This window comes from Rhodobacteraceae bacterium D3-12, from assembly GCA_025916135.1.
Lineage (GTDB): Bacteria > Pseudomonadota > Alphaproteobacteria > Rhodobacterales > Rhodobacteraceae > JAKGBX01.
Genome location: CP104793.1, coordinates 2800193 through 2822367, shown reverse-complemented (window position 1 = coordinate 2822367; position 22175 = coordinate 2800193). Strand labels below are relative to the sequence as shown.

Below are 22175 nucleotides of genomic sequence, written 5' to 3'. Positions count from 1 at the left end.
CCGGTTGCACAGGCTATAGATCGGGTGTGCTCCCTTCGCCAGCAGCGCCGGGCCGAGCGAAGCGAGGCCCCCCTGGCGACGCACGAAGTGCGGCGCAATCCCTGAGGGAGGTCGCACAGGTGACCGCTAGAGCACAGTCTTCAGAGAGGGCGAGACAGTAGTTGCGCATCACCGGTGCGACAAACGCAGTTTAAAGTGGGGGCCAGCCCCCACACCCCCGGGATATTTCCAGTCAGATGAAAGGGCAGGTCAAGGGTGGGCGGTGATCGCTTGGGCGGCGGCCATGGCCGAGGACCACGCCCATTGGAAGTTATAGCCGCCGAGCCAGCCTGTTACGTCCAGGCATTCGCCAACGAAATAGAGGCCATGTAGGCGCGTGCTTTGCAGGGTTTGGGAGCTGACCTCATCCGTGGCGATGCCGCCGGCGGTGACTTCGGCGGTGCGGTAGCCTTCGGTGCCGGAGGGCGTGAGGGTCCAGTGATGCAAGCTGTCGGCGAGGTCACGCAGGGCCGTATCGGATTGATCCGCGAGGTTGCCTTTGAGGGGGAGTGCGTCGGCCAAGTGGCTGGCGAGGCGCGCGGGCAGGAGGGTTGCGAGTTCGGTTGAGAGTTGTTTGCGGCCATGTGTTTGGCGCCGGTTTCGCAAGGTTTCAAAGATGTTTTGCGCCGGCGACAGGTCGAGCGTGATGGCGCTGCCGTCCTCCCAATAGGAGGAGATTTGCAGGATTGCCGGGCCGGAGAGCCCGCGGTGGGTGAAAAGCATAGCTTCGTCAAACGAGGTGCTGCCAGCCGTGGCGCGCACCGGCAGGGACAGGCCGGACAGCCCGGCGAACCGACCGTCGGGGAAGGTCAGCGGCACCAGCGCCGGCCGCGGGGCGACCAGCGCATGACCAAACTGGCGCGCGATGTCATAGGCGAGGCCGGTCGCGCCCATCTTGGGGATGGATTTTCCGCCTGTGGCGACGATCAGATTTCGCGCGCGCAGGGTTTCGCGCATGTTGCCGCGTGCCAGCGTCGCTTTGAAGTGGGTGCCATCGTGGGAGAGCTCGGTCAGGGAGGTTTCGAGCCGCAGCTCGGCCCCGGCGGCGGCGCAGAGGCTGGTGAGCATCGTGACCACCTGCGTGGATTTTCCATCGCAAAACAGCTGGCCCAGCGTTTTTTCGTGCCAGGCGATACCGTGATCAGAGATCAGCGAGATGAAATCCCATTGCGTATAGCGCGCCAGCGCGGATTTGGCGAAATGCGGATTGGCGCCGTGGAACGCCGTCGGCTCGCAATACATGTTGGTGAAATTGCACCTTCCCCCGCCAGAGATGCGAATTTTCTCGCCCGGTGCTTTGGCGTGGTCGATGACCACGGTGGAGGGTCCGCAATGGGCCGCCGCCATAAGGCCAGCCGCGCCTGCGCCGAGGATGAGCGTGTTGATGTCCATGCCGGCAGGGGGTGGACCGTGGCGCCGGGCAAATCAAGTGTGAATTGCGCGGCGCATCGGGATCAGCCGCGCTCGGCCGTTGGGAGAATAGCGGATTTCGGCTATCATTCGGCATTGAAGCGTTTTCAGTGACGGTGAACCGAAAGGAATTAACCGATGCAATTTGACGAAGAGATTGCCGACCTCGCACGGTTGCGCGAATTGCTGCCCACCGAGGGTTTTGTGAACACCTTTCTCAAAGTCACAGACCATTTGAACGATGTCGCGCGGCAATTTATTGCGCTTTCGCCCTTCGTTGTGGTGGCGACAAAATCAGCGCAGGGGTTGATTGATGTTTCGCCCAAGGGCGATCCGCAGGGGTTTGTTGAGGTCTATGACGACAAGACGCTGATCATTCCCGACCGATTGGGCAACCACCGTGTGGACGGGTTTCAAAACCTGCTGGAGGACCCCAATATTGCGCTTTTGTTCATTGTGCCGGGGCATGGTGACACGCTGCGCGTGGCGGGAAAAGCGAAGATTGTGCGCGACGCCGCGATCAGCAAACGCCATGCGATTAAGGGGCGAGAGCCGCTTTTGGCCTTGGTGATCGAGGTGGAGGAGGCGTTTATGCATTGCTCCAAATCGCTGATCCGATCGCGGCTTTGGCAGCCTGAGCAGTGGCCCGCGCGCAAGAGCGCGCCGACATTGGCGGATTGGGTGATCGCGGCGGTAGAGCGGGATCAGACGTTGCAAGAGGTCGAGGCCGATCACAGCGCTGACGAGCAGGAACGGCTTTATTGAGCGCAGGGGTGGCTTGGAATGAACGGGGGCGGGATGAAGCAGTTGATGTGCGGTCTGGGGCTGGTGTGGCTTTTTGGCGGGGCGATGCCCGCCCATGCGGAAAGCTGGACGATTGCGACGCGGGCGAACAATATTCATTGTGAGGTTGGGGATGACCCGAGGCGCGCGACATTGATGTGTAACATTTTTCGCCGGTCGGGGCCGTTTGCCCAACCGAAACCGGATAAGTGTTTACATAAATGGGGCCATGTCTATCTCATCGTCGAGCGTGGGCCGGTCAGGATGTTGTGCCTTGAGGCCTGGAAGAACAACTGGCCGGGCAACGGCAAGTTTGACAGGGGCAAGCCGTCGGAGTTCAGAGGGATCGTCTGTTCGGCGACGCGCAACACGCTGGCTTGCAAGAACCTTGACGGGCATGGGTTCGAGCTGTCGCGGAAGGTTCAGAAGGTGTTCTGAGGGTGGTGTCGGCAGCGGTTTGCTTTGGCTTTGCGGGTGTTTCAGCTTTGATTGTGAAAGGGTGGACCCGATTTTGGATTGCGGTTGTGCGGGGGGCCAGCGGCGACGATGTTTCGGGAGCGGCTTGTCCGGCGGCGCGGGCGTTCGGGGCCGAGCGGTGAGGGGGGATGGCTCTGGAGGTCAGCTTTGCGCCCCGCTCGTGGGCCGAGCGAGAAAGTCTGTATCAGCCGTCGAATCGCCTTCTTCCCTTGAGCGGGCCGCCGTGTTAGGGTGAGTGACAAGCACCCGAAAAATCGGGGCGTTCGGACCTCGGGCAAGCAAAGACCCAGGGCCGGTGGTTGAGGCAGATTGAGCGGTGAAGACCCATGACAGAAATGGTCTATGGAACGGTGCCGGTGCGCGAGGGCGAGCCGGTTTTGCCGAAATGGTGGCGCACGTTGGACAAGTGGACCTTGTCTTGTGTGCTGATCCTGTTCGGGATTGGATTGCTTTTGGGCCTCGCGGCGAGCGTGCCGCTGGCTGAAAAGAACGGCTTTGCGGCCTTTCACTATGTGATCCGGCAGGGGGTTTTCGGCGGCACGGCGCTTTTGGCGATGCTGATCACCTCGATGATGAGCCCTGATCTTGTCCGGCGATTGGCGGTTCTGGGGTTCTTGGTGGCGTTTGTTGCGCTGATGGGGCTGCCGTTTTTCGGAACGGATTTCGGCAAGGGCGCGACGCGCTGGTATAGCCTTGGGTTTGCGAGCGTGCAGCCGAGCGAGTTTCTCAAGCCCGGATTTATCGTGGTGGCGGCGTGGATGATGGCCGCGAGCCAAGAAATCAACGGGCCACCGGGCAAGTCCTTGTCGTTGTTGCTGGCGGCGGTGATTGTGTTGATGTTGGCGTTGCAGCCGGATTTCGGGCAATCGGCGTTGATCCTGTTTGGTTGGGGCGTGATGTATTTCGTGGCCGGGGCGCCGATGCTTATTCTGGTTGTGCTGGCCGGGGGTGTGGTGCTGTCAGGAACGTTTGCCTATAACTCCTCGGAGCATTTCGCGCGCAGGATTGATGGGTTTCTGAACCCGGATGTCGATCCGCGCACGCAATTGGGATATGCTGCGAATGCGATCCGCGAGGGCGGGTTTTTCGGCGTGGGTGTGGGCGAGGGACAGGTCAAATGGAGCCTGCCGGATGCGCATACGGATTTCATTATTGCGGTGGCGGCCGAGGAGTATGGGCTGGTGCTTGTGCTGGTGATCATTGCGCTTTATGCGAGCGTCGTCGTGCGCTCTCTGTTCCGGCTGATCCGTGAACGCGATCCGTTTATTCGGCTGGCGGGCACCGGATTGGCGGTGTTGTTCGGGGTGCAGGCGATGATCAACATGGGCGTGGCTGTGCGGCTGCTTCCGGCCAAGGGGATGACGTTGCCGTTTGTGAGCTATGGCGGGTCGTCGTTGATTGCCGGGGGGATTGCCGTTGGGATGCTTCTGGCCTTTACGCGCACACGCCCGCAGGGCGAGATCGACGAGATTTTCCGCGGGCGCGGGCGGTAGGTGACAGGACGGTTGCTGACGGGGCAGTCGCTTACGGGGCGGTTGCCGACAGGGCAGCGCATGGTGGGGTGAAACCCCACCCTACGAGGGACGGTATGGCAGAACGGCAGAGACTTCTGGTGATCGCGGCGGGTGGCACGGGGGGACATATGTTCCCGGCGCAGGCGCTTGCCGAGGTGATGTTGCGCAAGGGGTGGCGGGTGAAACTGTCTACCGACGCGCGCGGCGCGCGCTATACCGGTGGCTTTCCGCATTCTGTTGAGATCGAGCAGGTGTCGAGCGCGACATTCGCGCGGGGTGGTATTCTGGCCAAGCTGGCCGCGCCGTTCCGGATTGGGATGGGTGTTCTGGCGCAGGCGTGGCGGATGCGGCGCGATAGGCCCGATGTGGTGGTCGGCTTTGGCGGCTATCCCACGATTCCGGCGATGGGCGCGGCGTGGCTGCTCAAGCTGCCGCGGATGATTCATGAGCAGAATGGTGTTTTGGGCCGGGTGAACCGGGTGTTTGCCAAGCGTGTGGATCTTGTTGCCTGTGGCACATGGCCGACCGACATGCCAGAGGGGATCGAGGGGCATCACACCGGCAACCCGGTGCGCAATGCGGTTCTGGAGCGCGCCAATGCGGCCTATATCGCGCCGGGGGATTACCCGATGTCGATCCTTGTGATTGGCGGCAGTCAGGGCGCGCGTATTCTGAGCGATGTGGTGCCGCCAGCGATTGCGGATTTGCCGATGGATATTTTGCAATATGTGCGGGTGAGCCATCAGGCGCGTGATGAAGACGCCGAGCGGGTGACGCAGTTTTACGCCGAAAACGGGATTGACGCCGATGTGCAGCCGTTCTTTCAGGATGTGCCGCGTCGTATGACCGAGGCGCAGCTGGTGATTTCGCGGTCGGGCGCGTCCTCGGTGGCGGATATCAGCGTGATTGGCCGGCCTTCGATTTTGATCCCCTATGCCGCAGCGGCGGGCGATCATCAGAGCGCCAATGCGCGTGGTTTGTCCGAGGCTGGGGCGGCGATTGTCATTCCCGAGAGCAAGCTTGAGGTTGAGAGCCTGAGCGAGCAGATCCGCCTTGTCCTGAGCCAGCCCGAAGGGGCGTTGGCCATGTCGCAGGGCGCGATTGCGATGGGCAAGCCCGAAGCGACAGATGAGTTGGTTCAGCTGGTCGAGCAATTGGCCGGCGTAGAGCAATAAGCGTAGAACAACAGGTGCAAAGCGGTGGGGCAAAGCCACCCGATGGATTGAACGAAAGGCAAGGCGATGAATGCAGCGGCGACCAAGCTTCCCGGAGATGTAGGACCGATCCATTTTGTGGGCATCGGGGGCATTGGCATGTCGGGGATTGCCGAAGTTCTGGTGAACCACGGCTATGTGGTTCAGGGGTCGGATTTGAAATCGACGCCGATCACCGAGCGGCTTGCCGGGATGGGCGCGCATATCTTTGAAGGGCAGAAGGCCGCGAACCTTGAAAACGCCGAAGTCGTCGTGATTTCATCCGCGATCAAGCCGGGCAACCCGGAGTTGGACGAGGCGCGTCGGTTGGGGTTGCCGGTGGTGCGCCGGGCGGAAATGCTGGCTGAATTGATGCGGCTCAAATCCAACATCGCGGTGGCTGGCACCCACGGCAAGACCACGACGACGACGATGGTGGCGGCCCTTTTGGATCACGGCAATTTTGATCCCACAGTGATCAACGGCGGGATCATCCACGCCTATGGCTCGAACGCCCGTGTGGGTGAGGGCGAGTGGATGGTGGTGGAGGCCGACGAAAGCGACGGCACCTTTAACCGCCTGCCAGCGACGATTGCGATTGTGACCAATATCGACCCCGAACATATGGAGCATTGGGGCACGGAAGAGGCGCTGCACCAAGGGTTTGAGGATTTCGTCAGCAACATCCCTTTTTACGGCTTGGCCGTATGCTGCACCGATGACCCGGATGTGCAGACTTTGGTCGGTAAAATCACCGACCGGCGTGTTGTCACCTTTGGTTTTAACGCGCAGGCCGATGTGCGGGCGGTGAACCTGACATATAAGGCCGGGGTGGCGCATTTCGATATTGTGCTGTCGGGCGAGGGCAAGATGATCGAAGGCTGTAGCCTGCCGATGCCGGGGGATCACAATGTTTCGAATGCGCTGAGTGCGGTGGCGATTGCGCGCCATCTGGGTATGAAAAGCGAAGAGATCCGCGCCGCATTGGCCGCCTTTGGCGGGGTGAACCGGCGGTTCACGCGGGTTGGCGAAGTGGGTGGCGTGTCGATCATTGATGATTACGGCCATCACCCGGTTGAGATTGCCGCCGTTCTGAAGGCCGCGCGGCAAGCCACCGAAGGGCGCGTGATCGCGGTGCATCAGCCGCATCGCTATTCCCGTCTGTCGAGCCTGTTCGAGGATTTTTGCACCTGTTTCAACGAGGCCGACGTGGTGGCGATTGCAGACGTCTATGCCGCCGGGGAAGAGCCGATTGCGGGCGCGGATCGTGACGGGTTGGTCGCCGGGCTGATCGCTCACGGGCATCGCCATGCGCGCGCGATCGAGGATCTGGATGATCTGGTGCGGCTGGTGAAGGAGCAGGCCAAGCCGGGCGATATGGTTGTGTGTCTTGGCGCGGGGACAATCTCGACCTGGGCGCATGCTTTGCCGGAGAAGCTGAGCGCGTGAGGATGCAGGCGGGGGTTTTTGCGCGGCTCTCGGGGTGGGGGGTGTTATTGAACCCTTGGTCAGGATTGGGGGGGCAGCCTTCCGAACCGCGGTAAGGATTAGGCGGGCAGCTTCCAAAACCACGGTATCAAATGGGGGGAGCCTCCCAAACCAGCCGTAATAATTGGGGGGCAGCCCTCCAACCCGCTTTTGCAAATGGGGGGCCAGCCCCCAAACCCCCCGGGATATTTCCGGTCAGATGAAGCCGGGGCGGGCGCTTGGATGCGGGTGTGGGCGATCACGGGCGCGGGCGGGCTGCGCGGATGAGCTGGGTTTGGATCATTGCCGGGATTGTTGTGCTGGGCGCGGTGCTGGCCGTGACGCGGGTATTGCGGCGATTTGTCATGGCGTTTGCGCTGGCGGCGGGGGTGATGTTGGGGCTGCATATGCGCGACAATCCGGCCGAAGCGGCGGCGGGGCTGAGTGTGATGGTTGCCGGATTGGGCCTTGCGCGGCCGCTGCGGCGGATGATGTTTGGCGGGATATTCTGATGGGTGAAGAGCATCTAAAGCGCAGGATCGGCTTGGGTCTTTTGACCGCCTATGGCGTGGGCGTCATGGTTGGGGCGGGGATTTATGTTCTGGTCGGTGCGGTGGCCGGGGCGGCGGGGCTTTGGGCGCCAATGGCGTTTCTGTGTGCCGGGATGATCGCGGTTCCGACCGCGCTGTCTTATTCCGAGTTTTCAGCGCGCATTCCCGAGGCGGCGGGCGAGGCGGCCTATGTCGGGCGGGCATTGAGCAGCCAGCTTTTGGCGGTGCTGGTTGGGTTGGCCATTGTGGTGGCGGGCACGGTGTCGGCGGCGGCGGTGTTGCGCGGCGGGGTCGGGTATTTGACCGCTGTTATGGAGGTGCCGGAGGGCGCGGCGATGATCGTGCTGGGCGCGGGGCTGACCTTGGTGGCGGTGATCGGGGTGCTGGAGAGCCTGTGGTTGGCGGCGGTGTTCACGGCGGTTGAGATCATCGGTTTGGTGCTGGTGTTCGGGGCGGGGATGAGTGCCGAACCGGTGGCGGGATTTGCGGCGCAAGAGTGGCTGGTCCTGCCAGACGAGCTTGCCCTTACCGGGATCGCGGCGGGGGCGGCGTTGGCGTTTTTCGCCTTTATCGGTTTTGAGGACATCGTGAATATGGCCGAGGAAGTAAAGGAGCCGGAACGCAACATGCCGCGCGCTATCCTGATTGCTCTGGCTCTGACCACGCTGATTTATGCGGGGGTGAGTTTTGCCGCCGTGCGGGCCGTGGAGCTGCGCGATTTGGCGGGGAGCGAGAAGCCGCTGGTTTTGGTTTGGGAGGCAGGTTTCGGCGCGACATGGGCCGGATCGGTTGTGGTGTTGTCGGCGATTGCCGTTTTCGCCGCGCTGAACGGTGTGTTGGCGCAGATTGTCATGGCGAGCCGGGTGCTGTTTGGTCTGGGCAAACGCACCGCGCTGTTGGGGGTTTTCCACCATGCCAACACGCGCACCGGGACGCCGGTTTTGGCCTCTGTTTTGATCGGGGCAGCCGTGGTTGGCGCGGCGATTGCATTGCCTGTGGCGGTGTTGGCCGAGGGGGCCAGTTCGATCCTGCTGGGTGTTTTCATGTTGGTGAACCTGTCGTTGATCGTTATGAAAATACGAGAGCCTGAGGCGCCGTTCCGGGTGTGGATGGCGGTTCCGGTTGTGGGGCTTGTCCTTGCGGGCGGGGCTTTGGCGGTCAATCTTGGAGGGATGGGATGAGCCTCTCGCTGTTTTTGGGGTGTTTGTGGGTGGTTGCGGCCACGGTGGTGGCGATGCTACCGATGCGGCGGCAATATGTGCCGGGGCTGAGCCTGTTGATCGCGGCCCCGGTTTTGATCGGCTATATCGGCTGGCAGCATGGCTGGGTGTTCGCGGCGCTTGGGCTGGCGGCGTTTGTGTCGATGTTTCGCAACCCGCTACGCTATTTGTGGCGCAGGGCGCGGGGCGAGGCGGTGGAATTGCCGCCCGAGATGCGCAAATGAGCGGGTCGCTGATTGCTGTTTGCGCGTGGTTGGTGGCGGCGAATGTGGCGGCGATGGTGCCGTCGAAGGATTACCATTGGCGGCGGGCATATGTGCTGATCGCGATTGGCATTCCGCTGCTTGGCTGGGTCTTCTGGCAAAACGGCATCTGGATCGCGCTTTTGGCGCTGGCGGCGGCGATGAGCGTGCTGCGCTGGCCGGTGATATACCTTGGCCGTTGGATCAAACGGCAGATGGCGCGCGGAGGGTAGCGACATGCAATACGCGATACCGGCGGCCTGTTTCGTGGTGGGCGTTTTGTTCGGCTTTATGTTGGGACGCAAGCGCGCGTGGCTGATGTTGTGGCTGACCGCAGCGGCGATGATGGCCGTCGTCATCTGGCAATGGATCGAGGCGCAGGGCGCGCAAACGGGTTGGGACGGCATTGCCATGATGCTGGCGATATTCTTTTTCCTGATGCCGGGGGTGATTGGATTGCTTTTGGGCGGGGCTATTGCGTGGTGGCGCGCAAGGAAACGCGACGACGGGCAGGACGATGGGCAGGGCGCGGGCTAAGCCTCTACCCAGGATAGCAGATTTCTGTTAGGCTTTTACAAAACAACAAGAGGCAGAGCAGATGCTTCTCAAGGCACTTACATTGGCCGGCGGGATCGCCGGCGCAGCGGGGCTGTCGCAGGCACCGGAGTTTTCGCAGCAATATATGCAGCGTTTGGGCGGAGCCGTGGATGAGCTGGAACGCTTTGTGGCCGAGTTTGATGCGGATGCCACGGCGGTCGGGCTAAGCCGTGCCGCCGCGTTGGAGTCGTTGTCAAACGGCGGGGCGATGGGGGCGAAACGGGCCGAGACCATGGGGCACACGCTGGCGCGTTATGAGCATATGTCGGGTGAGTTGGCCGAGATGCGCGGCGCGGGGGCGTTTACGCGCAGTTACCGCGTGGCGCGGTTCAGCGATAAGGAGATCGCGGCGAACACTTGGGGCGCGTTTCGCCCGGCTGTGCCGCTGACGGTTGAGGGGGCGATCTTCGCGGGGATCGGCCTTTTGGGCGGATTGGCGCTTATCGGCGGGGCGCTTGCGGTGATCCGGGCGGCGTTTGCACGCCGTAAGCCCGCAGAGCGCGGGTCTCTGGCGGCCACTTCGGCTTGACCTAAGCCCCGCCGCAACGCAGATTGCGACCAACCAAGACCATCGGAGCAGGCATGGCAGGCAAGACCCCCCTTTTGCGGCGTTTGAATTCATGATCGCGTGGCGATACCTGCGGGCGCGCCGTGCCGAAGGCGGCGTGAGCGTGATGACGTGGATCTCGCTGATCGGGATCACACTGGCCGTGGCGGCCTTGATCGCAACGCTGTCGGTGCGTGCCGGTTTCCGCTCGGAATTGGTTGAGACCATTCTGGGCGCCAATGCTCATGTGACGATTTATAACTCGGCCGAGGTTGATCCGGTCACCCAACGCAGCGACCGCACGATCAAGGATTACGAGGCTATGGCCGAGCGGGTGCGTGCCGTGCCGGGGGTGACGCGGGCGGCGCCGTTGATCAAGGGGCAGGTGATGGCCAATGCCCGCAACCGAAACGCCGGGATCGAGGTGTTCGGGATCAGCGAAGAGAACCTCAAGACCATTCCGCGCGTGGCCGACCCGCAGGATGCGCTGGGCGAGATTGACAGGTTCGCGCAGGGCGTCGCCATCGGGTCGGGCGTGGCGCGGGAATTGGGCGTGTCGGTGGGCGACAGGATCAAGGTGATCAGCCCGAACGGTGTGAAAACCGCCTTTGGCACCTCGCCGCGGGTCAAGGCGTACGAGGTGGTCTATATCTTTACCGCAGGGCGCTATGACATTGATCGCACACGGGTTTACATGCCTTTTAGTGAGGCGCAGCAGTTCTTCAATCGCGAGGGTGTGGCGGATGAATTGGAAGTGATGGTCACGACGCCCGAGGCGGTGGATGCGCTGTCTTTGCCGTTGATCCGCGCCGCGGGCGAGCGGGCCTTGATGTGGACATGGCGGGACGCGTCGGGCGCCTTCCTGCGCGCGCTGGATATTGAGGACAACGTGATGTTCGTGATCCTGTCGGTGCTGGTGCTGATCGCGACGATGAACATCGTGTCGGGGTTGATCATGCTGGTCAAAAACAAGGGGCGCGATATTGGCATTTTGCGCACCGTGGGTTTGAGCGAGGGTTCGGTGCTCAGGGTGTTCTTTATTTGCGGCGCGTTCACCGGGATCATCGGCACGGCTTTGGGCGTGGCGCTGGGCTGTCTTTTTGCGATCTATATTGATCAGGTGTTCGGGTTTGTGAACTGGATGTCGGGCGGTCAGGCGTGGGATCCGTCGATCCGCGGGATCTATTACCTGCCGGCGAAATTACAGATGGGTGACGTGATGTCGGCTGTCGGGCTGAGCTTGGGGCTGTCATTCATTGTGACGATATTTCCGGCGCGGCGTGCAGCGCGGATGAACCCGGTGGAGGCGTTGCGCTATGAGTGAGCCGATACTGGAATTGCGCGGCGTGACGAAGAGTTACAACCGGGGCAAACCGAATGCGGTTGAAGTGCTGGCGGGTGTGGACCTGTCGCTTGATGCAGGCGAGATCGTGGCGCTGGTGGCGCCGTCGGGGGCAGGGAAATCGACGCTGCTGCATATTGCCGGGCTGTTGGATGTTGCCGATAGCGGAACAGTGCGGATTGCCGGACAGGAGATGAGCGGGCTGAGCGACAGGCGGCGCACGGCGGTGCGGCGGCAGGATGTGGGCTTTGTCTACCAGTTTCACCATTTGCTGCCGGAGTTCAGCGCGTTGGAAAACGTGGTGTTGCCGCAACTGGCCAATGGGTTCGCGCGGGCCGAGGCAGAGCTGCGGGCCAATGACCTGTTGGCGCGGGTGGGCGTGGCAGAGCGTGCCGGGCACCGACCGGCGGCGATGTCAGGGGGCGAGCAGCAGCGGGTGGCGTTTTGCCGTGCGCTGGCCAATGCGCCGCGCCTGTTGTTGGCGGATGAACCGACTGGCAACCTTGACCCCGGCACATCGGACACGGTGTTTGAGACGCTGATCGACCTTGCACGCGGCACCGGCCTTTCGGCGCTGATCGCGACGCATAACATGGAGCTCGCCGCGCGCATGGACCGGGTATTGCGCATGGAGAACGGCAGTTTGGTGGCGGGCTGAACAGCCCCCTTTGACCCGTTCCCACCCAAGCCACCGCCTCGCCAAGGTTCTTGCGCCACTCTTGCCCACCCCACGGGTCAAAGGGGGCTGCTCCGGGTGAGCCTGTCTTTGCCGCAACTCTGGGAGTGGGTATTTGTGCCATGACAGAGGGGGGTGGTTTCTGTCATTGGAGAAATACCCAAATCCCCGACCTCTACTCAAAAACCAGCGGTGGCAAATAGTGCTCTATTCTACGGGGTCGTTTGGGCCGAGCGAAGCGAGGCCCCCCGGCGACGCACGAAGTGCGGCGCAAAACCTCAGGCAGCCGACGCACGAAGTGCGGCGCAAACCCTTTGACAGTCGACGCACGAAGCGCGGCGCAAGCCCTCGGACAGTTGACGTGCGCAGCGCGGCGCAACGCCTTAGCCAATCAGAGTGAAGTGGTGTCGTTCGGTCGCGATGCCACGCGTCTTTAGCGCCGCTTCGAAGCTACGATGGGGCGGGGCGCAGGCGTGAGGGAGGCGAATTTTGCGCCCATCAGTCAGCAGCAGTGTCATTTTGACCGACAGGTCCAGCCGGGTGTCAAACCGCACGCTGCGGATTTGGCGAAGCGGCAGGCTGTCGGAGAAACGGGCGCTGGTCCAAGCAAGAGTGTCTGTGTCGAGTGTGAGAGACGAGCGGGGGTCGCGCAGCACTTCCCAAGCTGCGGGCAGGCTGAGCAGTAAGACCGCGCCTCCGATCCACAGTGACAGGTCAATCAGGGCGGTGAGCGCGGCGAGCGCGCTCCATATCAAAGCCAGTGTGATCATGGCGCGGCGTGACCGGCCACGGTTTTCAAACCGATAGGGCGGCGGCGGAGCGTTCATCGTCCGCCCGAGACATCGAGGAAAGCGCCGGTGACATAGGAGGCTTCGTCGGACAAGAGCCAGATCACCGACGCGGCGATTTCGGCCGCTGTTCCGGGGCGCTGCATCGGGATCGTGGGGGCCAGTCGCTGGGCGCGGTCGGGTTCGCCGCCTTTGGTGTGGATGTCGGTTAAAACCATACCCGGACGTACGGCGTTGACGCGGATGCCTTCGCCCGCCAGTTCGCCGGAGAGGCCGGTGGTAAACGTGTCTACCGCGCCTTTGGAGGCGGCATAGTCGACATAGAGGTTGGCCGATCCGAGCCGCGCCGCCGCCGAGGAGATGTTGACGATATGGCCGCTGCGCGGGGCGCGGCGCATATGCGCCACTGCGCCGCGCGCGACGAGGATCGCGCCGACCACGTTGACCGCAAAGATTTGCGTAAGCCGCTCTGCTGTCAGGTCGTTCACAGAAGCCGTCGGCGCGACGATCCCTGCATTGTTTACAAGGTCGATCGGCGTGGCGGGGTCTATGGCCGCAAACAGCGCGTCGATTTGGGCGGAGTCGCTCACATCGCAGCGGATGACCTGCGCAGACTGTCCTGCAGCGATGACATCGGATGCGACGGCGTCGGCCCCGGCGCGGTCACTGTTGTAGGTGAGGATCACGTTGCGCCCTTTGGACGCGGCATGACGGGCGCAGGCAGCACCGATACCGGCAGAGCCGCCGGTGATGAGGACGGTATTGCGTGCAGGCGTGCTCATGAGATGCGGAAGGCGCGTTTCACATCGTCGAGCGCCTCTCTCTGCTTGTTGTTCAGCCCGGCGCCGCCGCCCGACGTGAGTGTCGCATTGATGATCGAGAGCAGCGGTGCAAAGCTTTCTTGGCCAGACAGGCGCATCAGTTTGCGGGTGAGCCGTGAGATCGCGGCGTCGGGAGAGCCGCATTCGCTGACCATCCAGCGCCCGAGGATTGCGAGTTCATCGGCGTCTTGTGCCGACAGTCCGAAGGTGTCCTGCATCGCATAGACAAGGGCGGTGCGTTGCCCCGAGGTTGGCAGGTCATCGAGTTCGAGAAATGCCGAGGCGACGCCGGTGATGGCGATGTTGGGATCCTCGATTGATTCAGCGGGATGGAGGTTGGTTTTGCGCCGAAAGCCGAAGCGGCGCGCGGCGAGGCGCACGTCGTTGGCCATATCAACAAGGTCGCCCGCCGCATTGGCCGCGTTGCGGGCGCGCAGGACAAAGAAGGCAACGGCGGTAATGGCGCCGATGATGGCGATCAGGACTGGCATGGGGGGAGCACCTTTTACAAACATAATAGCTTGCAGAGAGCCTAGGCAAAGGCTGCGCGCGGGGCAAGATGCGGATGCGCGATGTGGCGTCGGAGGACGTGGCGGATTTGCTGTGCGACAAAATCAGCGAGGTCGACGAGACGCTCGCCGACCTTGCCAATTTGCGGGGAATGCTGCTTGAGACGCTCGGTCAGGCCTGTCCATTGGGGCGGGCCTGACCTTGGGTTTGAGTTCGACCGTGATGGGGGTTAGCCCAGAATCCGGGTCATCATTTCGGTGGTGTCGCGCGATAGGTCGGGGGTGGCGAGGATGCGCTTAAGCTGCACCTTGATTTTGGCCTGCCGGTCGGCGTCATAGCGTTTCCAAGTTTCGAAAGCTGTGCTCATCCGGGCGGTGGTCTGTGGGTTGAGCGCATCGAGCTTGATCAGCCAGTCCGCGAGCAATTCATAACCCGCCCCCGAGGCATGGTGGAACCCGGCGGGTGACATCGCCAGAGCGCCAAGTGTGGCGCGGAAGCGGTTGGGGTTCTTCATGGTGAAATCGGGGTGATTGGTGAGCGCACGCGCCACATGGGCCGCGTTTTCGGGCAGAGCGCCGACGATCTGGGCCGAGAACCATTTGTCTATCACCAGCCGGTCGTTTTGCCATTGGGTATAAAAGGCGGCGGTGGCGGCGTCGCCCTTGCCCGCAGAGATCAGCGCATTCAGCGCCGCAAGCTGTTGGGTCATATTGTCGGCGTTGTCGAATTGGCGCTGCGCCGTGGCACCACCGTCGAGCCGGTTGAGCAGACCGAGGGCGGCATTGGCGAGGCTGCGCGCACCGGCCTGTTCGGCGGAGGGGGCGAAGGGTTCTGTGACCTGAAACTGTGCATAGAGCCGGGTCGCAGTGTCCTGAAACGCTTCGGCGCGGGCCTGTTTCAGGGTTTCGAGCGCCTCCCAGATGGCTTGGGGATCGGGGGTTTCACCGGCGTCGAACAGCGCCTGAGCCAGTTCGTCTTGTGAGGGCAGGGCGAGGCAGAGCGCCCGGAACGCGGGGTCCTGTGCGTCGTCGCGGATCAGGCTGTGGAGCGCGTCGAGATAGGCGGTTTCCGGGGCCGCGCCGGTGCGGATCATCGCAAGCGCCGTGTCGCGGGCGAGGTCGCGGCCTGCCTGCCAGCGGTTGAACGGATCGGTGTCATGGGCGAGCAGAAAGGCGCGGGTGGCTGTATCGCTGGTGTGCTCAAGGATCACAGGGGCGGAAAAGCCACGCAGGATCGAGGGGATGGGTTTTTCGGCGAGGCCGCTGAAGGAAAAGCGCTGCTCGGCTTCGATCATTTCAAGGGTGATGGTTTCTAGCAGCTCGTCGCCATTGGGGCTTAGCAGGCCGGTGGCGATGGGGATGACGCGCGGGTCTTTGTCGGGCTGACCCGGCGTGGGCGGCGTTTGTTGCTTGAACGTCAGGGTATAGGTGCCGTCGTTGAAGGCTTCGCTCACAGACAGGCGGGGCGTTCCGGCCTGTTCATACCAGAGTTTGAACTGCTCGAGGTCACGCCCGGTGGCATCAGTGAACACGGTGAGCCAGTCTTCGATGGTGGCGGCGTCGCCGTCGTGACGCTCAAAATAGAGATCGAGCGCCTTGTAATAGGCATCATCCCCGACAATGGTTTTCAACATGCCGATCAGCTCGGCGCCTTTTTCATAAACGGTGGCGGTGTAGAAATTGTTGATTTCGACAAAGCTGTCGGGGCGCACCGGGTGGGCCAGCGGGCCGTTGTCTTCGCGGAACTGGCGGGCGCGCAGCGCAATCACGTCTTCAATGCGTTTTACCGGGGCAGAGCGCATATCGGAGGTGAACTGGGCATCGCGGAACACTGTCAGCCCCTCTTTGAGGCAGAGTTGGAACCAGTCGCGGCAGGTGATGCGGTTGCCGGTCCAATTGTGGAAATACTCATGCGCGATGATCGCTTCGATCCGCTCGAAGTTCATATCGGTCGAGGTTTCGGGGCTGGCCAGAACGGCGGAGGAGTTGAAGATGTTCAGCCCTTTGTTTTCCATCGCGCCCATGTTGAAATCATCAACCGCAACGATGTTGAACGTATTGAGATCGTATTCGCGGCCATAGACCTGTTCATCCCATGTCATCGACTTCTTGAGCGCCTCCATCGCGAAAGCGCATTTGCCCTCGTCACCGGGGCGCACATAGATGTTGAGGTCGACGACATTGCCGGAGCGGGTGGTGAACGTGTCCGAAGGGCCGACAAGATCACCGGCAACCAGCGCAAAGAGATAGGCAGGTTTTGGCCACGGATCGGACCATTCGGCAAAGCCCGCTCCCGACGCACCGGGATTGCCATTGGAGAGCAGCACCGGCAGATCGCTTTCGATGCGCACATCGAAGGGGGCCATCACGTCGGGACGGTCGGGATAGTAGGTGATCTTGCGAAAGCCTTCGGCCTCGCATTGGGTGCTATACATGCCGTTGGACATATAGAGACCTTCGAGGGCGGTGTTGGTTGAGGGGCTGATCTCGACCTCGGCTTCGAAGGTGAAGGGGGCGTTTGGCACGTCGAGTTCGATGCCGCCGGGAACGGTGCGGGCGGGCGTTTTGATGCCGTCGATGCGGGTCGAGATATGGGTCAGCTCTTCGCCGTGGAGGAAAAAGCGTGTGTCGCTGGCCGCCGGGTTGGGGGCAAAGCGGATGGTCGAGAGCACGCGCGTGCCGGTGGGATGCAGGCGGAAGGTCAGCGCCACATGTTCGACGGTGTAGCCGAAGGGCGTGTAGTCTTTGAGATAGATGGTTTGCGGTGCGGCGTCTTTCATCGCGGGGCCTTCTTCCTGATGGGGTGTCGTTTGGGGCGACCTTATCAGGCGGGTGGGGCGCTGCAATGGGGCGCGTGACGGGAGGGGCGCTTCGCACGTGATTGTGCGCTGGTACGCCTGTGGCGCGCGACTTAGGTGAGCGCGTTCAGATGATCGCGGGCAATGGCGGTCTGGTAGATCGCACAGGCCCCGACGAGCGTATAGAAAATGCGCGACACGATCGCCCCCTCGCCAAAGATGGCGGCGATCAGATCAAAGCCGAACAGGCCGACAAAGCCCCAGTTGAGACCGCCAATGATGAGCAACACAAGAGTGATGGTGGTGAGGAGACGCATGGGGGTATGCCGGTTCTTTTGAGAGAAGGGAAAGTTGCGCGCGACGCGAGGGGGAGAGCGGCGCCGCGCGCGCTGCTGTCCGGCCGATTAGGAAGCCGGTGGCAGGATCACCTTGTCGATGACGTGGATCACACCGTTGGAGGCGGCGATGTCGGCGGCGGTGACTTTGGCGTCATTCACCATGGCGCCATTGTCGAGGTCGATCGTGATGTCGCCGCCTTGGACGGTGGCGGCTTTCATGTCGTCGATCAGATCGCCTGACATCACTTTGCCCGGCACCACATGATAGGTGAGCACGGCGATGAGCTTGTCCTTGTTTTCGGGTTTGAGCAGCGTTTCAACCGTGCCTTCGGGCAGGGCAGCGAAAGCGGCATCGGTGGGCGCGAACACGGTGAAGGGACCGTCACCTTTGAGCGTGTCGACCAGACCGGCAGCGGTGAGCGCGGCGGCGAGGGTTGTGAAGTTGCCCGCACCGACAGCGGTGTCGATGATGTCAGCGTCTGCCGCAAACCCGGCAACAGGCGCGAGGGACAGGCCCGCTACAAGGGCGAAATCTTTGATCGAAGGGATGGAGAGTTTCATGGTGGTTCCTTTCCAGAGGGTCATTCGAGCGTGGATTGAACTGCTGTCTTGTGAGTCTTGAATGATGTGCAAATTAGTTGCACACAAGGAATATATTCGTGATGAGATAGATTTTGTCATCTCGTGAAAATTGTACTCAGCAGGTTTGCCTGTGAGGAAATGAAAGGCACAGAAATGATCACTGATACCTTGAGCGAAGGGCTGGGAACTTACCGAATCGGGCAGAAGATCGCGCGCTTCGGCTGGCCAAAGGGCTGGGGCTGGCGCAATTGGGCGCGCATACGGGGCTGTCGGCGGGGATGCTATCCAAGCTGGAGCGGGGGCAGATATTTCCCACCTTGCCGACATTGTTGCGCATTGCGTTGGTCTTTGGTGTCGGGCTGGATCATTTCTTTGTCGACGGGGGCAAGGGGCCAATCATGGAGGTGGTTCGCGCAAAAGACCGGCTGCGTCTGCCCGATACGATGCAGGGCAAACCGGCCTTTTATTTCGAGAGCCTCGATTTTCCGGTGTCGGATGCCGAGTTGAGCGCCTATCTGGCCGAGTTTCCGGCCGGGGGCGCGGCGAGCGTGCCGCATGCCCATGAGGGTGTTGAGCTGATCTATGTGATCCGCGGGGCGATGATGTTGAGCATCCACGGTGGCGAGACGCGGCTTGAGGCGGGCGACTCGGTTTATTTCGAGGCGGGGTTCGAGCATTCCTATTGTGGCGCGGGGGACGATGGGTGTCAGGCGATCGTGACAGTGCGCGAGGAGGCTGTTGCCTAAGCAATGGGCAGGGCGGGGTCTTCTGTGCGGGAACGTAGGGGAGCGGTGCACGCTTTGGTGTTTCATTCATCTCAATGTCATATTATCAAGGGCGCATACGAAAACCTGACGCCAAGAGGATCATATGACTCGTCCCGTTGTGGGTATTATCGGCAATCAGCACATGATCAACGACACCTATGAGGTGCATGCCGGGGGGGCCATGAACTCGGACGCGGTTGCGAATGCGGCGCATTGCCTGCCGTTGTTGATCCCGTCGGATCCACGGTATGTGAAGGTGGATGAACTGCTTGAGGTGTGTGACGGCTTTGTCCTGACCGGTGGGCGGCCCAATGTTCACCCTGAGGAATATGGCGAGAATGCCACCCCGGCGCATGGCGATTTTGACCGTGGGCGGGATGCGATCACGCTGCCGCTGGTGCGGGCCTGTGCCGAGCGCGGGCAACCGTTTTTGGGGATTTGCCGGGGGTTTCAGGAGGTGGCGGTGGCGTTCGGCTCGTCGCTGCACCCGGAGATCCGCGATTTGCCGGGGCGCGACAATCACCGGATGCCGCCCGATGGCACATTGGAAGAGAAATTCGCGTTGCGCCATACCGTGAGCTTTAGCGAAGGCGGTGTGTTCCACCAGCTGATGGGCGCGCAGGAGGTGATGACCAACACGCTGCACGGGCAGGGGATTGCCCGCGCCGGAGAGCGGGTGGTGATTGATGGCTATGCGCCGGATGGCACGCCGGAGGCGATTTTCATCAAGGACGCGCCGGGGTTCACATTGTCGGTGCAGTGGCATCCCGAATGGAACGCGACCGCCGATCCGGTTTCGCGACCCTTGTTCGAAGCCTTTGGCGCGGCCTGTCAGGCGTGGCGCGCGGCGCGTGTCGGCGGGGCGATGCTACGCTCGGCTTGACTGTCGGTTGTTCATTGTGGCGGCCAGGAATGTAGCGGCGGCCAGGTATGCTGAGGGCCAGACGACTTTATCAGCGCAACTTAATGCAAGTTTTAGGGGCCTGTGCCGATGCGGCGCAACAGCCCGAGAGCCGTGATCGAGATCACGCAGCCAGAGCCCTGTCTGTTTGGGCAGCGGGGTAGAGCCGCGAGAGCAGCAGGCGCGCTTCCCATGCTTTCAGGCAGGTGCGTGCAGTGGGGCCATGGGCGGCAAGGTTGTCGCGCAATTCGGGCATGCAGGTGAACAACTCCTCACGGGCCTCGGGGCAGAGAGCGGCGAGGCTTTGCTCGGCGGCGTGCAGGCTTTCGCTGGCGGAGCCATTGGCGGTGACGATCTGGTGGCGGTCAAACATCAGGTGAATATAGGTTACCTGCGCTGCCGGTGTGGCGCTGACCCCGTCGAGGCCGAGCATATGTTTGGCGGCGACGAACACCTGTTGCGCGCCACAGATCAGCTCGGCACGCCAATCGTCGATCAGGATGCGGTGCTGCGGCGACACGGTCAGCGCGGCGGTTGCGCCGGGCAGAAGGTCGGGGTCGATACGGATCGGGGCGTGGTCGCCGACACCCGGAACCGTACTGTTGCCCGCCCATGTCAGCGGTTGTGGCCCGTCATCAAGGGTCAGGACCAGATCGCCGGGGCGCAGGGTTTCCACTGCGCGCGGCCCGGTGGGCGTGTCGATCATCGTGCCGGGGGTGAAGCAGATGATATTCTCAACATTGCTGAAGTTGACGACCGTGCCATCAAGCAGGGTGACCGAGCCGTCAAACGCATCCGGGTCACCGGCGGAGGGCGAAAAGGTGAGCGTGCTGCGGTCGGCAACCCCGTTGAGGTCGAGCGTGTCGCCGCCCGGTTCACCAGTGGTGCCGCCATCAATGGTGATGGTGTCGCTGCCGCTTTCGCCGAGATCGGTGAGGATGAACGTATCCTCGCGCTCTCCGCCGATCGCGCTGTCGCCTTCGGCGAGGTAGAACAGGTCATTGCCGTCGCCGCCGGTCAGCGTGTCATCGCCCAGCCCACCGAGCAGCGTGTCGTCGCCGGCTTCGCCGAAGATCGCATCATTGCCCGCGCCGCCATCAATCGAGTCGTCGCCGGGCTGATCGACCACGGGTTCGAAATGTACGTCCGAAACCCAGACCGCTTGGGTGCCGCTAGAGCCGTTGGAATAGATGATTTCGATCGAAGACACCGGCCCGGCGATTTCGATCAGCGCAGAGCCGCCGGCGTCGTCCTGGTCTTCGCCAACGTTGCCGGCAGTGATGGTGTTGCCGCTGACGCTGTCGTTGGCGCTCTCGGTGATTGTGACGGTGACCGGGTTGTTGTCGGCGTCATAGGCGTTGATTGTCACCGTGTCCTGGTGGTTGCCAGACGCCCAGTCGATATCGTTGATGCGGAAGCTGGCGTTTTGCACCTCGCCGGTGCCATTGCTGCCGGTGCTTGCCGCGAAGTCGATCGTGGTGGTTGAGGTTGCGCCATCGCCGTTGCCATAGAGGTAGAGCGAGGAGTTCGCATCAAACGGTTCACCGCTTGCCACATAGGTATTGTCGGTGCTTTCGACCTGAAACAGCGGGTTGTTGTTGCCATCATTGTCAAACGAGACGGTGACGTCGATCTCGCCCGTGTTCTGGGTGAAGCCGCTGGCGATGTTGGCTTCATCCGAACCGGCGGCGCTCCAGTCGAGGTATTCAGAATCGTAGCTGCCGGTCTCGCCAACGCCGCCGTAGTCGCCGTAGAGCACGTCGTTACCGGCTTCGCCGAGGATCGTGTCGCCACCGGTGCCGCCGTAAACGGTGTCAGCACCGCCGCCCGCTTCGATGCTGTCATCCATGTTGTCGGTGCCGGTGCCCAGGCCGCTGTCAACTTGGTCTGCGTCGCTGTCGCTATAGTCGCCGTCAATGACCTCGCCCGCGCCGGTGCCCGACACGACACCGTCGCCTGCGTAAGGTTCGCCGTTGACGAAATTCACACTGTAGGCGCCATTGGGGTCGCCATTATCGAAATCATTGTTTTCGTAATTGGCCAGCGCGGTGGAATTTCCCGAGCCTTCGAGCGGCGTGTCGTTGGCGCCGCCATCGGTAAAGCCGGTCTGGGCGTTGCCCGAGCCACCATTGGTCCAGTTGATGTCTTCGTAGATGAACTCGGTGGTAAAATTGCCGTCGCCCGTCGCGGTCAGCACCAGTTGGAACGAGTTGGTGCCAGAGCCGGAATAGGGCGCAACACCGTCCCATGTGATGGTGACGGTGCCGTTGGCCGGGTCGACATCCCAATAGATTTCGCCGCTGGAATTGATGTTCACATCGCCCCAGAAGGCGGCGATCACAGGGTTGGACGTGCCCGCTAGGTTGGGCGAATAGGCGGTGTTGGGCCCCCCGAACGAGATATTGCCGTTCGAGTTGACGTAGATGTCGGTGTAGGAGGTGCCGTAAAATTCGATCCCGCCGGCGCCGAAGACGGATGTAACATCGACAGCGATGGAGCCGTCGTCATTGTTGCCGGAGTCTTTGCTGGTGGTGGAGAATACCCCTTCACCGTATCCGGCAGGGCCGCCTAGCCCGGTTACCATCGTCGCCATATCGCTGCTCCGCGTTCCTC

At 62.1% G+C, this 22175-nt stretch carries 24 protein-coding genes; 16 read left to right on the top strand and 8 right to left on the bottom strand.

The window, feature by feature from the left end; translation table 11 throughout:
* Positions 1-249 precede the first annotated feature (249 nt).
* Positions 250-1431: an NAD(P)/FAD-dependent oxidoreductase gene (locus tag N4R57_13910; protein UYV36122.1), complete on the bottom strand. Its 1182-nt coding sequence runs from the start codon at positions 1429-1431 to the stop codon at positions 250-252.
* Positions 1432-1587: 156 nt separating this feature from the next.
* Here N4R57_13910 and N4R57_13905 point away from each other — a divergent pair, with 156 nt between their 5' ends.
* The 13 genes from N4R57_13905 to N4R57_13845 all read left to right on the top strand — a co-directional run bounded on the left by N4R57_13905 (position 1588) and on the right by N4R57_13845 (position 12040).
* On the top strand, positions 1588-2214 hold the full coding sequence (locus N4R57_13905) for a pyridoxamine 5'-phosphate oxidase family protein (protein UYV36121.1): 627 nt from the start codon (positions 1588-1590) through the stop codon (positions 2212-2214).
* A gap of 33 nt (positions 2215-2247) precedes the next feature.
* On the top strand, positions 2248-2670 hold the full coding sequence (locus N4R57_13900) for a hypothetical protein (protein ID UYV36120.1): 423 nt from the start codon (positions 2248-2250) through the stop codon (positions 2668-2670).
* 365 nt (positions 2671-3035) lie between these two features.
* A complete protein-coding gene (gene ftsW, locus N4R57_13895; GenBank protein ID UYV36119.1) occupies positions 3036-4202 on the top strand; it encodes a putative lipid II flippase FtsW in 1167 nt (388 codons plus the stop codon).
* Positions 4203-4297: 95 nt separating this feature from the next.
* Complete coding sequence (locus N4R57_13890; GenBank protein ID UYV36118.1) at positions 4298-5398, top strand: UDP-N-acetylglucosamine--N-acetylmuramyl-(pentapeptide) pyrophosphoryl-undecaprenol N-acetylglucosamine transferase; 1101 nt, start codon at positions 4298-4300, stop codon at positions 5396-5398.
* Between the two features lie 66 nt (positions 5399-5464).
* Positions 5465-6865 carry a UDP-N-acetylmuramate--L-alanine ligase gene (murC, locus tag N4R57_13885; protein UYV36117.1) on the top strand — a complete coding sequence of 467 codons (1401 nt, stop codon included), beginning with the start codon at positions 5465-5467 and terminating at the stop codon, positions 6863-6865.
* 302 nt (positions 6866-7167) lie between these two features.
* A complete protein-coding gene (locus N4R57_13880) occupies positions 7168-7395 on the top strand; it encodes a hypothetical protein (protein ID UYV36116.1) in 228 nt (75 codons plus the stop codon).
* Positions 7395-8615 carry an APC family permease gene (locus tag N4R57_13875; protein UYV36115.1) on the top strand — a complete coding sequence of 407 codons (1221 nt, stop codon included), beginning with the start codon at positions 7395-7397 and terminating at the stop codon, positions 8613-8615. The genes N4R57_13880 and N4R57_13875 overlap by 1 nt, the downstream gene beginning before the upstream one ends.
* The gene (locus tag N4R57_13870) at positions 8612-8878 is read left to right on the top strand and encodes a DUF2484 family protein (GenBank protein ID UYV36114.1); all 267 of its coding nucleotides are present in this window, start codon (positions 8612-8614) and stop codon (positions 8876-8878) included. The genes N4R57_13875 and N4R57_13870 overlap by 4 nt, the downstream gene beginning before the upstream one ends.
* A complete protein-coding gene (locus tag N4R57_13865) occupies positions 8875-9129 on the top strand; it encodes a DUF2484 family protein (GenBank protein UYV36113.1) in 255 nt (84 codons plus the stop codon). The genes N4R57_13870 and N4R57_13865 overlap by 4 nt, the downstream gene beginning before the upstream one ends.
* Positions 9130-9133: 4 nt before the next feature.
* Entirely contained in the window at positions 9134-9433 is a 300-nt protein-coding gene (locus N4R57_13860) for a hypothetical protein (protein ID UYV36112.1), read from the top strand.
* A gap of 61 nt (positions 9434-9494) precedes the next feature.
* A complete protein-coding gene (locus N4R57_13855) occupies positions 9495-10022 on the top strand; it encodes a DUF2937 family protein (protein ID UYV36111.1) in 528 nt (175 codons plus the stop codon).
* Between the two features lie 91 nt (positions 10023-10113).
* Positions 10114-11364, top strand: a complete 1251-nt coding sequence (locus N4R57_13850) for a lipoprotein-releasing ABC transporter permease subunit (GenBank protein ID UYV36110.1) — start codon at positions 10114-10116, stop codon at positions 11362-11364.
* A complete protein-coding gene (locus N4R57_13845; GenBank protein ID UYV36109.1) occupies positions 11357-12040 on the top strand; it encodes an ABC transporter ATP-binding protein in 684 nt (227 codons plus the stop codon). Before N4R57_13850 ends, N4R57_13845 begins: the two co-directional genes overlap by 8 nt.
* A 401-nt stretch (positions 12041-12441) precedes the next feature.
* Here the strand turns inward: N4R57_13845 and N4R57_13840 are convergent, their stop codons facing one another.
* The 3 genes from N4R57_13840 to N4R57_13830 are packed head-to-tail and all read right to left on the bottom strand — an operon-like array spanning position 12442 to position 14158.
* Positions 12442-12885, bottom strand: coding sequence for a hypothetical protein (locus N4R57_13840; protein UYV36108.1), 444 nt, complete (start codon positions 12883-12885; stop codon positions 12442-12444).
* Positions 12882-13628, bottom strand: coding sequence for an SDR family oxidoreductase (locus N4R57_13835; GenBank protein UYV36107.1), 747 nt, complete (start codon positions 13626-13628; stop codon positions 12882-12884). The genes N4R57_13840 and N4R57_13835 overlap by 4 nt, the downstream gene beginning before the upstream one ends.
* Positions 13625-14158, bottom strand: coding sequence for a hypothetical protein (locus N4R57_13830; GenBank protein ID UYV36106.1), 534 nt, complete (start codon positions 14156-14158; stop codon positions 13625-13627). Before N4R57_13830 ends, N4R57_13835 begins: the two co-directional genes overlap by 4 nt.
* A 74-nt stretch (positions 14159-14232) precedes the next feature.
* On the opposite strand from N4R57_13830, the gene N4R57_13825 reads away from it, so the two are divergent.
* Positions 14233-14376, top strand: coding sequence for a hypothetical protein (locus tag N4R57_13825; protein ID UYV36105.1), 144 nt, complete (start codon positions 14233-14235; stop codon positions 14374-14376).
* Between the two features lie 30 nt (positions 14377-14406).
* Here N4R57_13825 and pepN read toward each other — a convergent pair whose 3' ends face one another.
* The 3 genes from pepN to N4R57_13810 all read right to left on the bottom strand — a co-directional run bounded on the left by pepN (position 14407) and on the right by N4R57_13810 (position 17873).
* Positions 14407-16956, bottom strand: coding sequence for an aminopeptidase N (pepN, locus tag N4R57_13820; protein ID UYV36104.1), 2550 nt, complete (start codon positions 16954-16956; stop codon positions 14407-14409).
* Between the two features lie 131 nt (positions 16957-17087).
* A complete protein-coding gene (locus tag N4R57_13815) occupies positions 17088-17291 on the bottom strand; it encodes a DUF378 domain-containing protein (GenBank protein ID UYV36103.1) in 204 nt (67 codons plus the stop codon).
* Positions 17292-17378: 87 nt separating this feature from the next.
* A complete protein-coding gene (locus tag N4R57_13810) occupies positions 17379-17873 on the bottom strand; it encodes a fasciclin domain-containing protein (GenBank protein ID UYV36102.1) in 495 nt (164 codons plus the stop codon).
* 269 nt (positions 17874-18142) lie between these two features.
* Here N4R57_13810 and N4R57_13805 point away from each other — a divergent pair, with 269 nt between their 5' ends.
* Complete coding sequence (locus N4R57_13805) at positions 18143-18640, top strand: XRE family transcriptional regulator (GenBank protein UYV36101.1); 498 nt, start codon at positions 18143-18145, stop codon at positions 18638-18640.
* 124 nt (positions 18641-18764) lie between these two features.
* Positions 18765-19544 carry a gamma-glutamyl-gamma-aminobutyrate hydrolase family protein gene (locus tag N4R57_13800; protein ID UYV36100.1) on the top strand — a complete coding sequence of 260 codons (780 nt, stop codon included), beginning with the start codon at positions 18765-18767 and terminating at the stop codon, positions 19542-19544.
* A 142-nt stretch (positions 19545-19686) separates the two neighbouring features.
* On the opposite strand, the gene N4R57_13795 is transcribed toward N4R57_13800, so the two are convergent.
* Positions 19687-22155, bottom strand: coding sequence for a Hint domain-containing protein (locus tag N4R57_13795; protein UYV36099.1), 2469 nt, complete (start codon positions 22153-22155; stop codon positions 19687-19689).
* Positions 22156-22175 lie beyond the last annotated feature (20 nt).

Excerpts from the sequence above, each read along its gene's own strand:
- N4R57_13910 (UYV36122.1), bottom strand. The coding sequence starts at position 1,431 with ATGGACATCAACACGCTCATCCTCGGCGCAGGCGCGGCTGGCCTTATG.
- N4R57_13905 (UYV36121.1), top strand. The coding sequence starts at position 1,588 with ATGCAATTTGACGAAGAGATTGCCGACCTCGCACGGTTGCGCGAATTG.
- N4R57_13900 (UYV36120.1), top strand. The coding sequence starts at position 2,248 with ATGAAGCAGTTGATGTGCGGTCTGGGGCTGGTGTGGCTTTTTGGCGGG.
- ftsW (UYV36119.1), top strand. The coding sequence starts at position 3,036 with ATGACAGAAATGGTCTATGGAACGGTGCCGGTGCGCGAGGGCGAGCCG.
- N4R57_13890 (UYV36118.1), top strand. The coding sequence starts at position 4,298 with ATGGCAGAACGGCAGAGACTTCTGGTGATCGCGGCGGGTGGCACGGGG.
- murC (UYV36117.1), top strand. The coding sequence starts at position 5,465 with ATGAATGCAGCGGCGACCAAGCTTCCCGGAGATGTAGGACCGATCCAT.
- N4R57_13880 (UYV36116.1), top strand. The coding sequence starts at position 7,168 with ATGAGCTGGGTTTGGATCATTGCCGGGATTGTTGTGCTGGGCGCGGTG.
- N4R57_13875 (UYV36115.1), top strand. The coding sequence starts at position 7,395 with ATGGGTGAAGAGCATCTAAAGCGCAGGATCGGCTTGGGTCTTTTGACC.
- N4R57_13870 (UYV36114.1), top strand. The coding sequence starts at position 8,612 with ATGAGCCTCTCGCTGTTTTTGGGGTGTTTGTGGGTGGTTGCGGCCACG.
- N4R57_13865 (UYV36113.1), top strand. The coding sequence starts at position 8,875 with ATGAGCGGGTCGCTGATTGCTGTTTGCGCGTGGTTGGTGGCGGCGAAT.
- N4R57_13860 (UYV36112.1), top strand. The coding sequence starts at position 9,134 with ATGCAATACGCGATACCGGCGGCCTGTTTCGTGGTGGGCGTTTTGTTC.
- N4R57_13855 (UYV36111.1), top strand. The coding sequence starts at position 9,495 with ATGCTTCTCAAGGCACTTACATTGGCCGGCGGGATCGCCGGCGCAGCG.
- N4R57_13850 (UYV36110.1), top strand. The coding sequence starts at position 10,114 with ATGATCGCGTGGCGATACCTGCGGGCGCGCCGTGCCGAAGGCGGCGTG.
- N4R57_13845 (UYV36109.1), top strand. The coding sequence starts at position 11,357 with ATGAGTGAGCCGATACTGGAATTGCGCGGCGTGACGAAGAGTTACAAC.
- N4R57_13840 (UYV36108.1), bottom strand. The coding sequence starts at position 12,885 with ATGAACGCTCCGCCGCCGCCCTATCGGTTTGAAAACCGTGGCCGGTCA.
- N4R57_13835 (UYV36107.1), bottom strand. The coding sequence starts at position 13,628 with ATGAGCACGCCTGCACGCAATACCGTCCTCATCACCGGCGGCTCTGCC.
- N4R57_13830 (UYV36106.1), bottom strand. The coding sequence starts at position 14,158 with ATGCCAGTCCTGATCGCCATCATCGGCGCCATTACCGCCGTTGCCTTC.
- N4R57_13825 (UYV36105.1), top strand. The coding sequence starts at position 14,233 with ATGCGCGATGTGGCGTCGGAGGACGTGGCGGATTTGCTGTGCGACAAA.
- pepN (UYV36104.1), bottom strand. The coding sequence starts at position 16,956 with ATGAAAGACGCCGCACCGCAAACCATCTATCTCAAAGACTACACGCCC.
- N4R57_13815 (UYV36103.1), bottom strand. The coding sequence starts at position 17,291 with ATGCGTCTCCTCACCACCATCACTCTTGTGTTGCTCATCATTGGCGGT.
- N4R57_13810 (UYV36102.1), bottom strand. The coding sequence starts at position 17,873 with ATGAAACTCTCCATCCCTTCGATCAAAGATTTCGCCCTTGTAGCGGGC.
- N4R57_13800 (UYV36100.1), top strand. The coding sequence starts at position 18,765 with ATGACTCGTCCCGTTGTGGGTATTATCGGCAATCAGCACATGATCAAC.
- N4R57_13795 (UYV36099.1), bottom strand. The coding sequence starts at position 22,155 with ATGGCGACGATGGTAACCGGGCTAGGCGGCCCTGCCGGATACGGTGAA.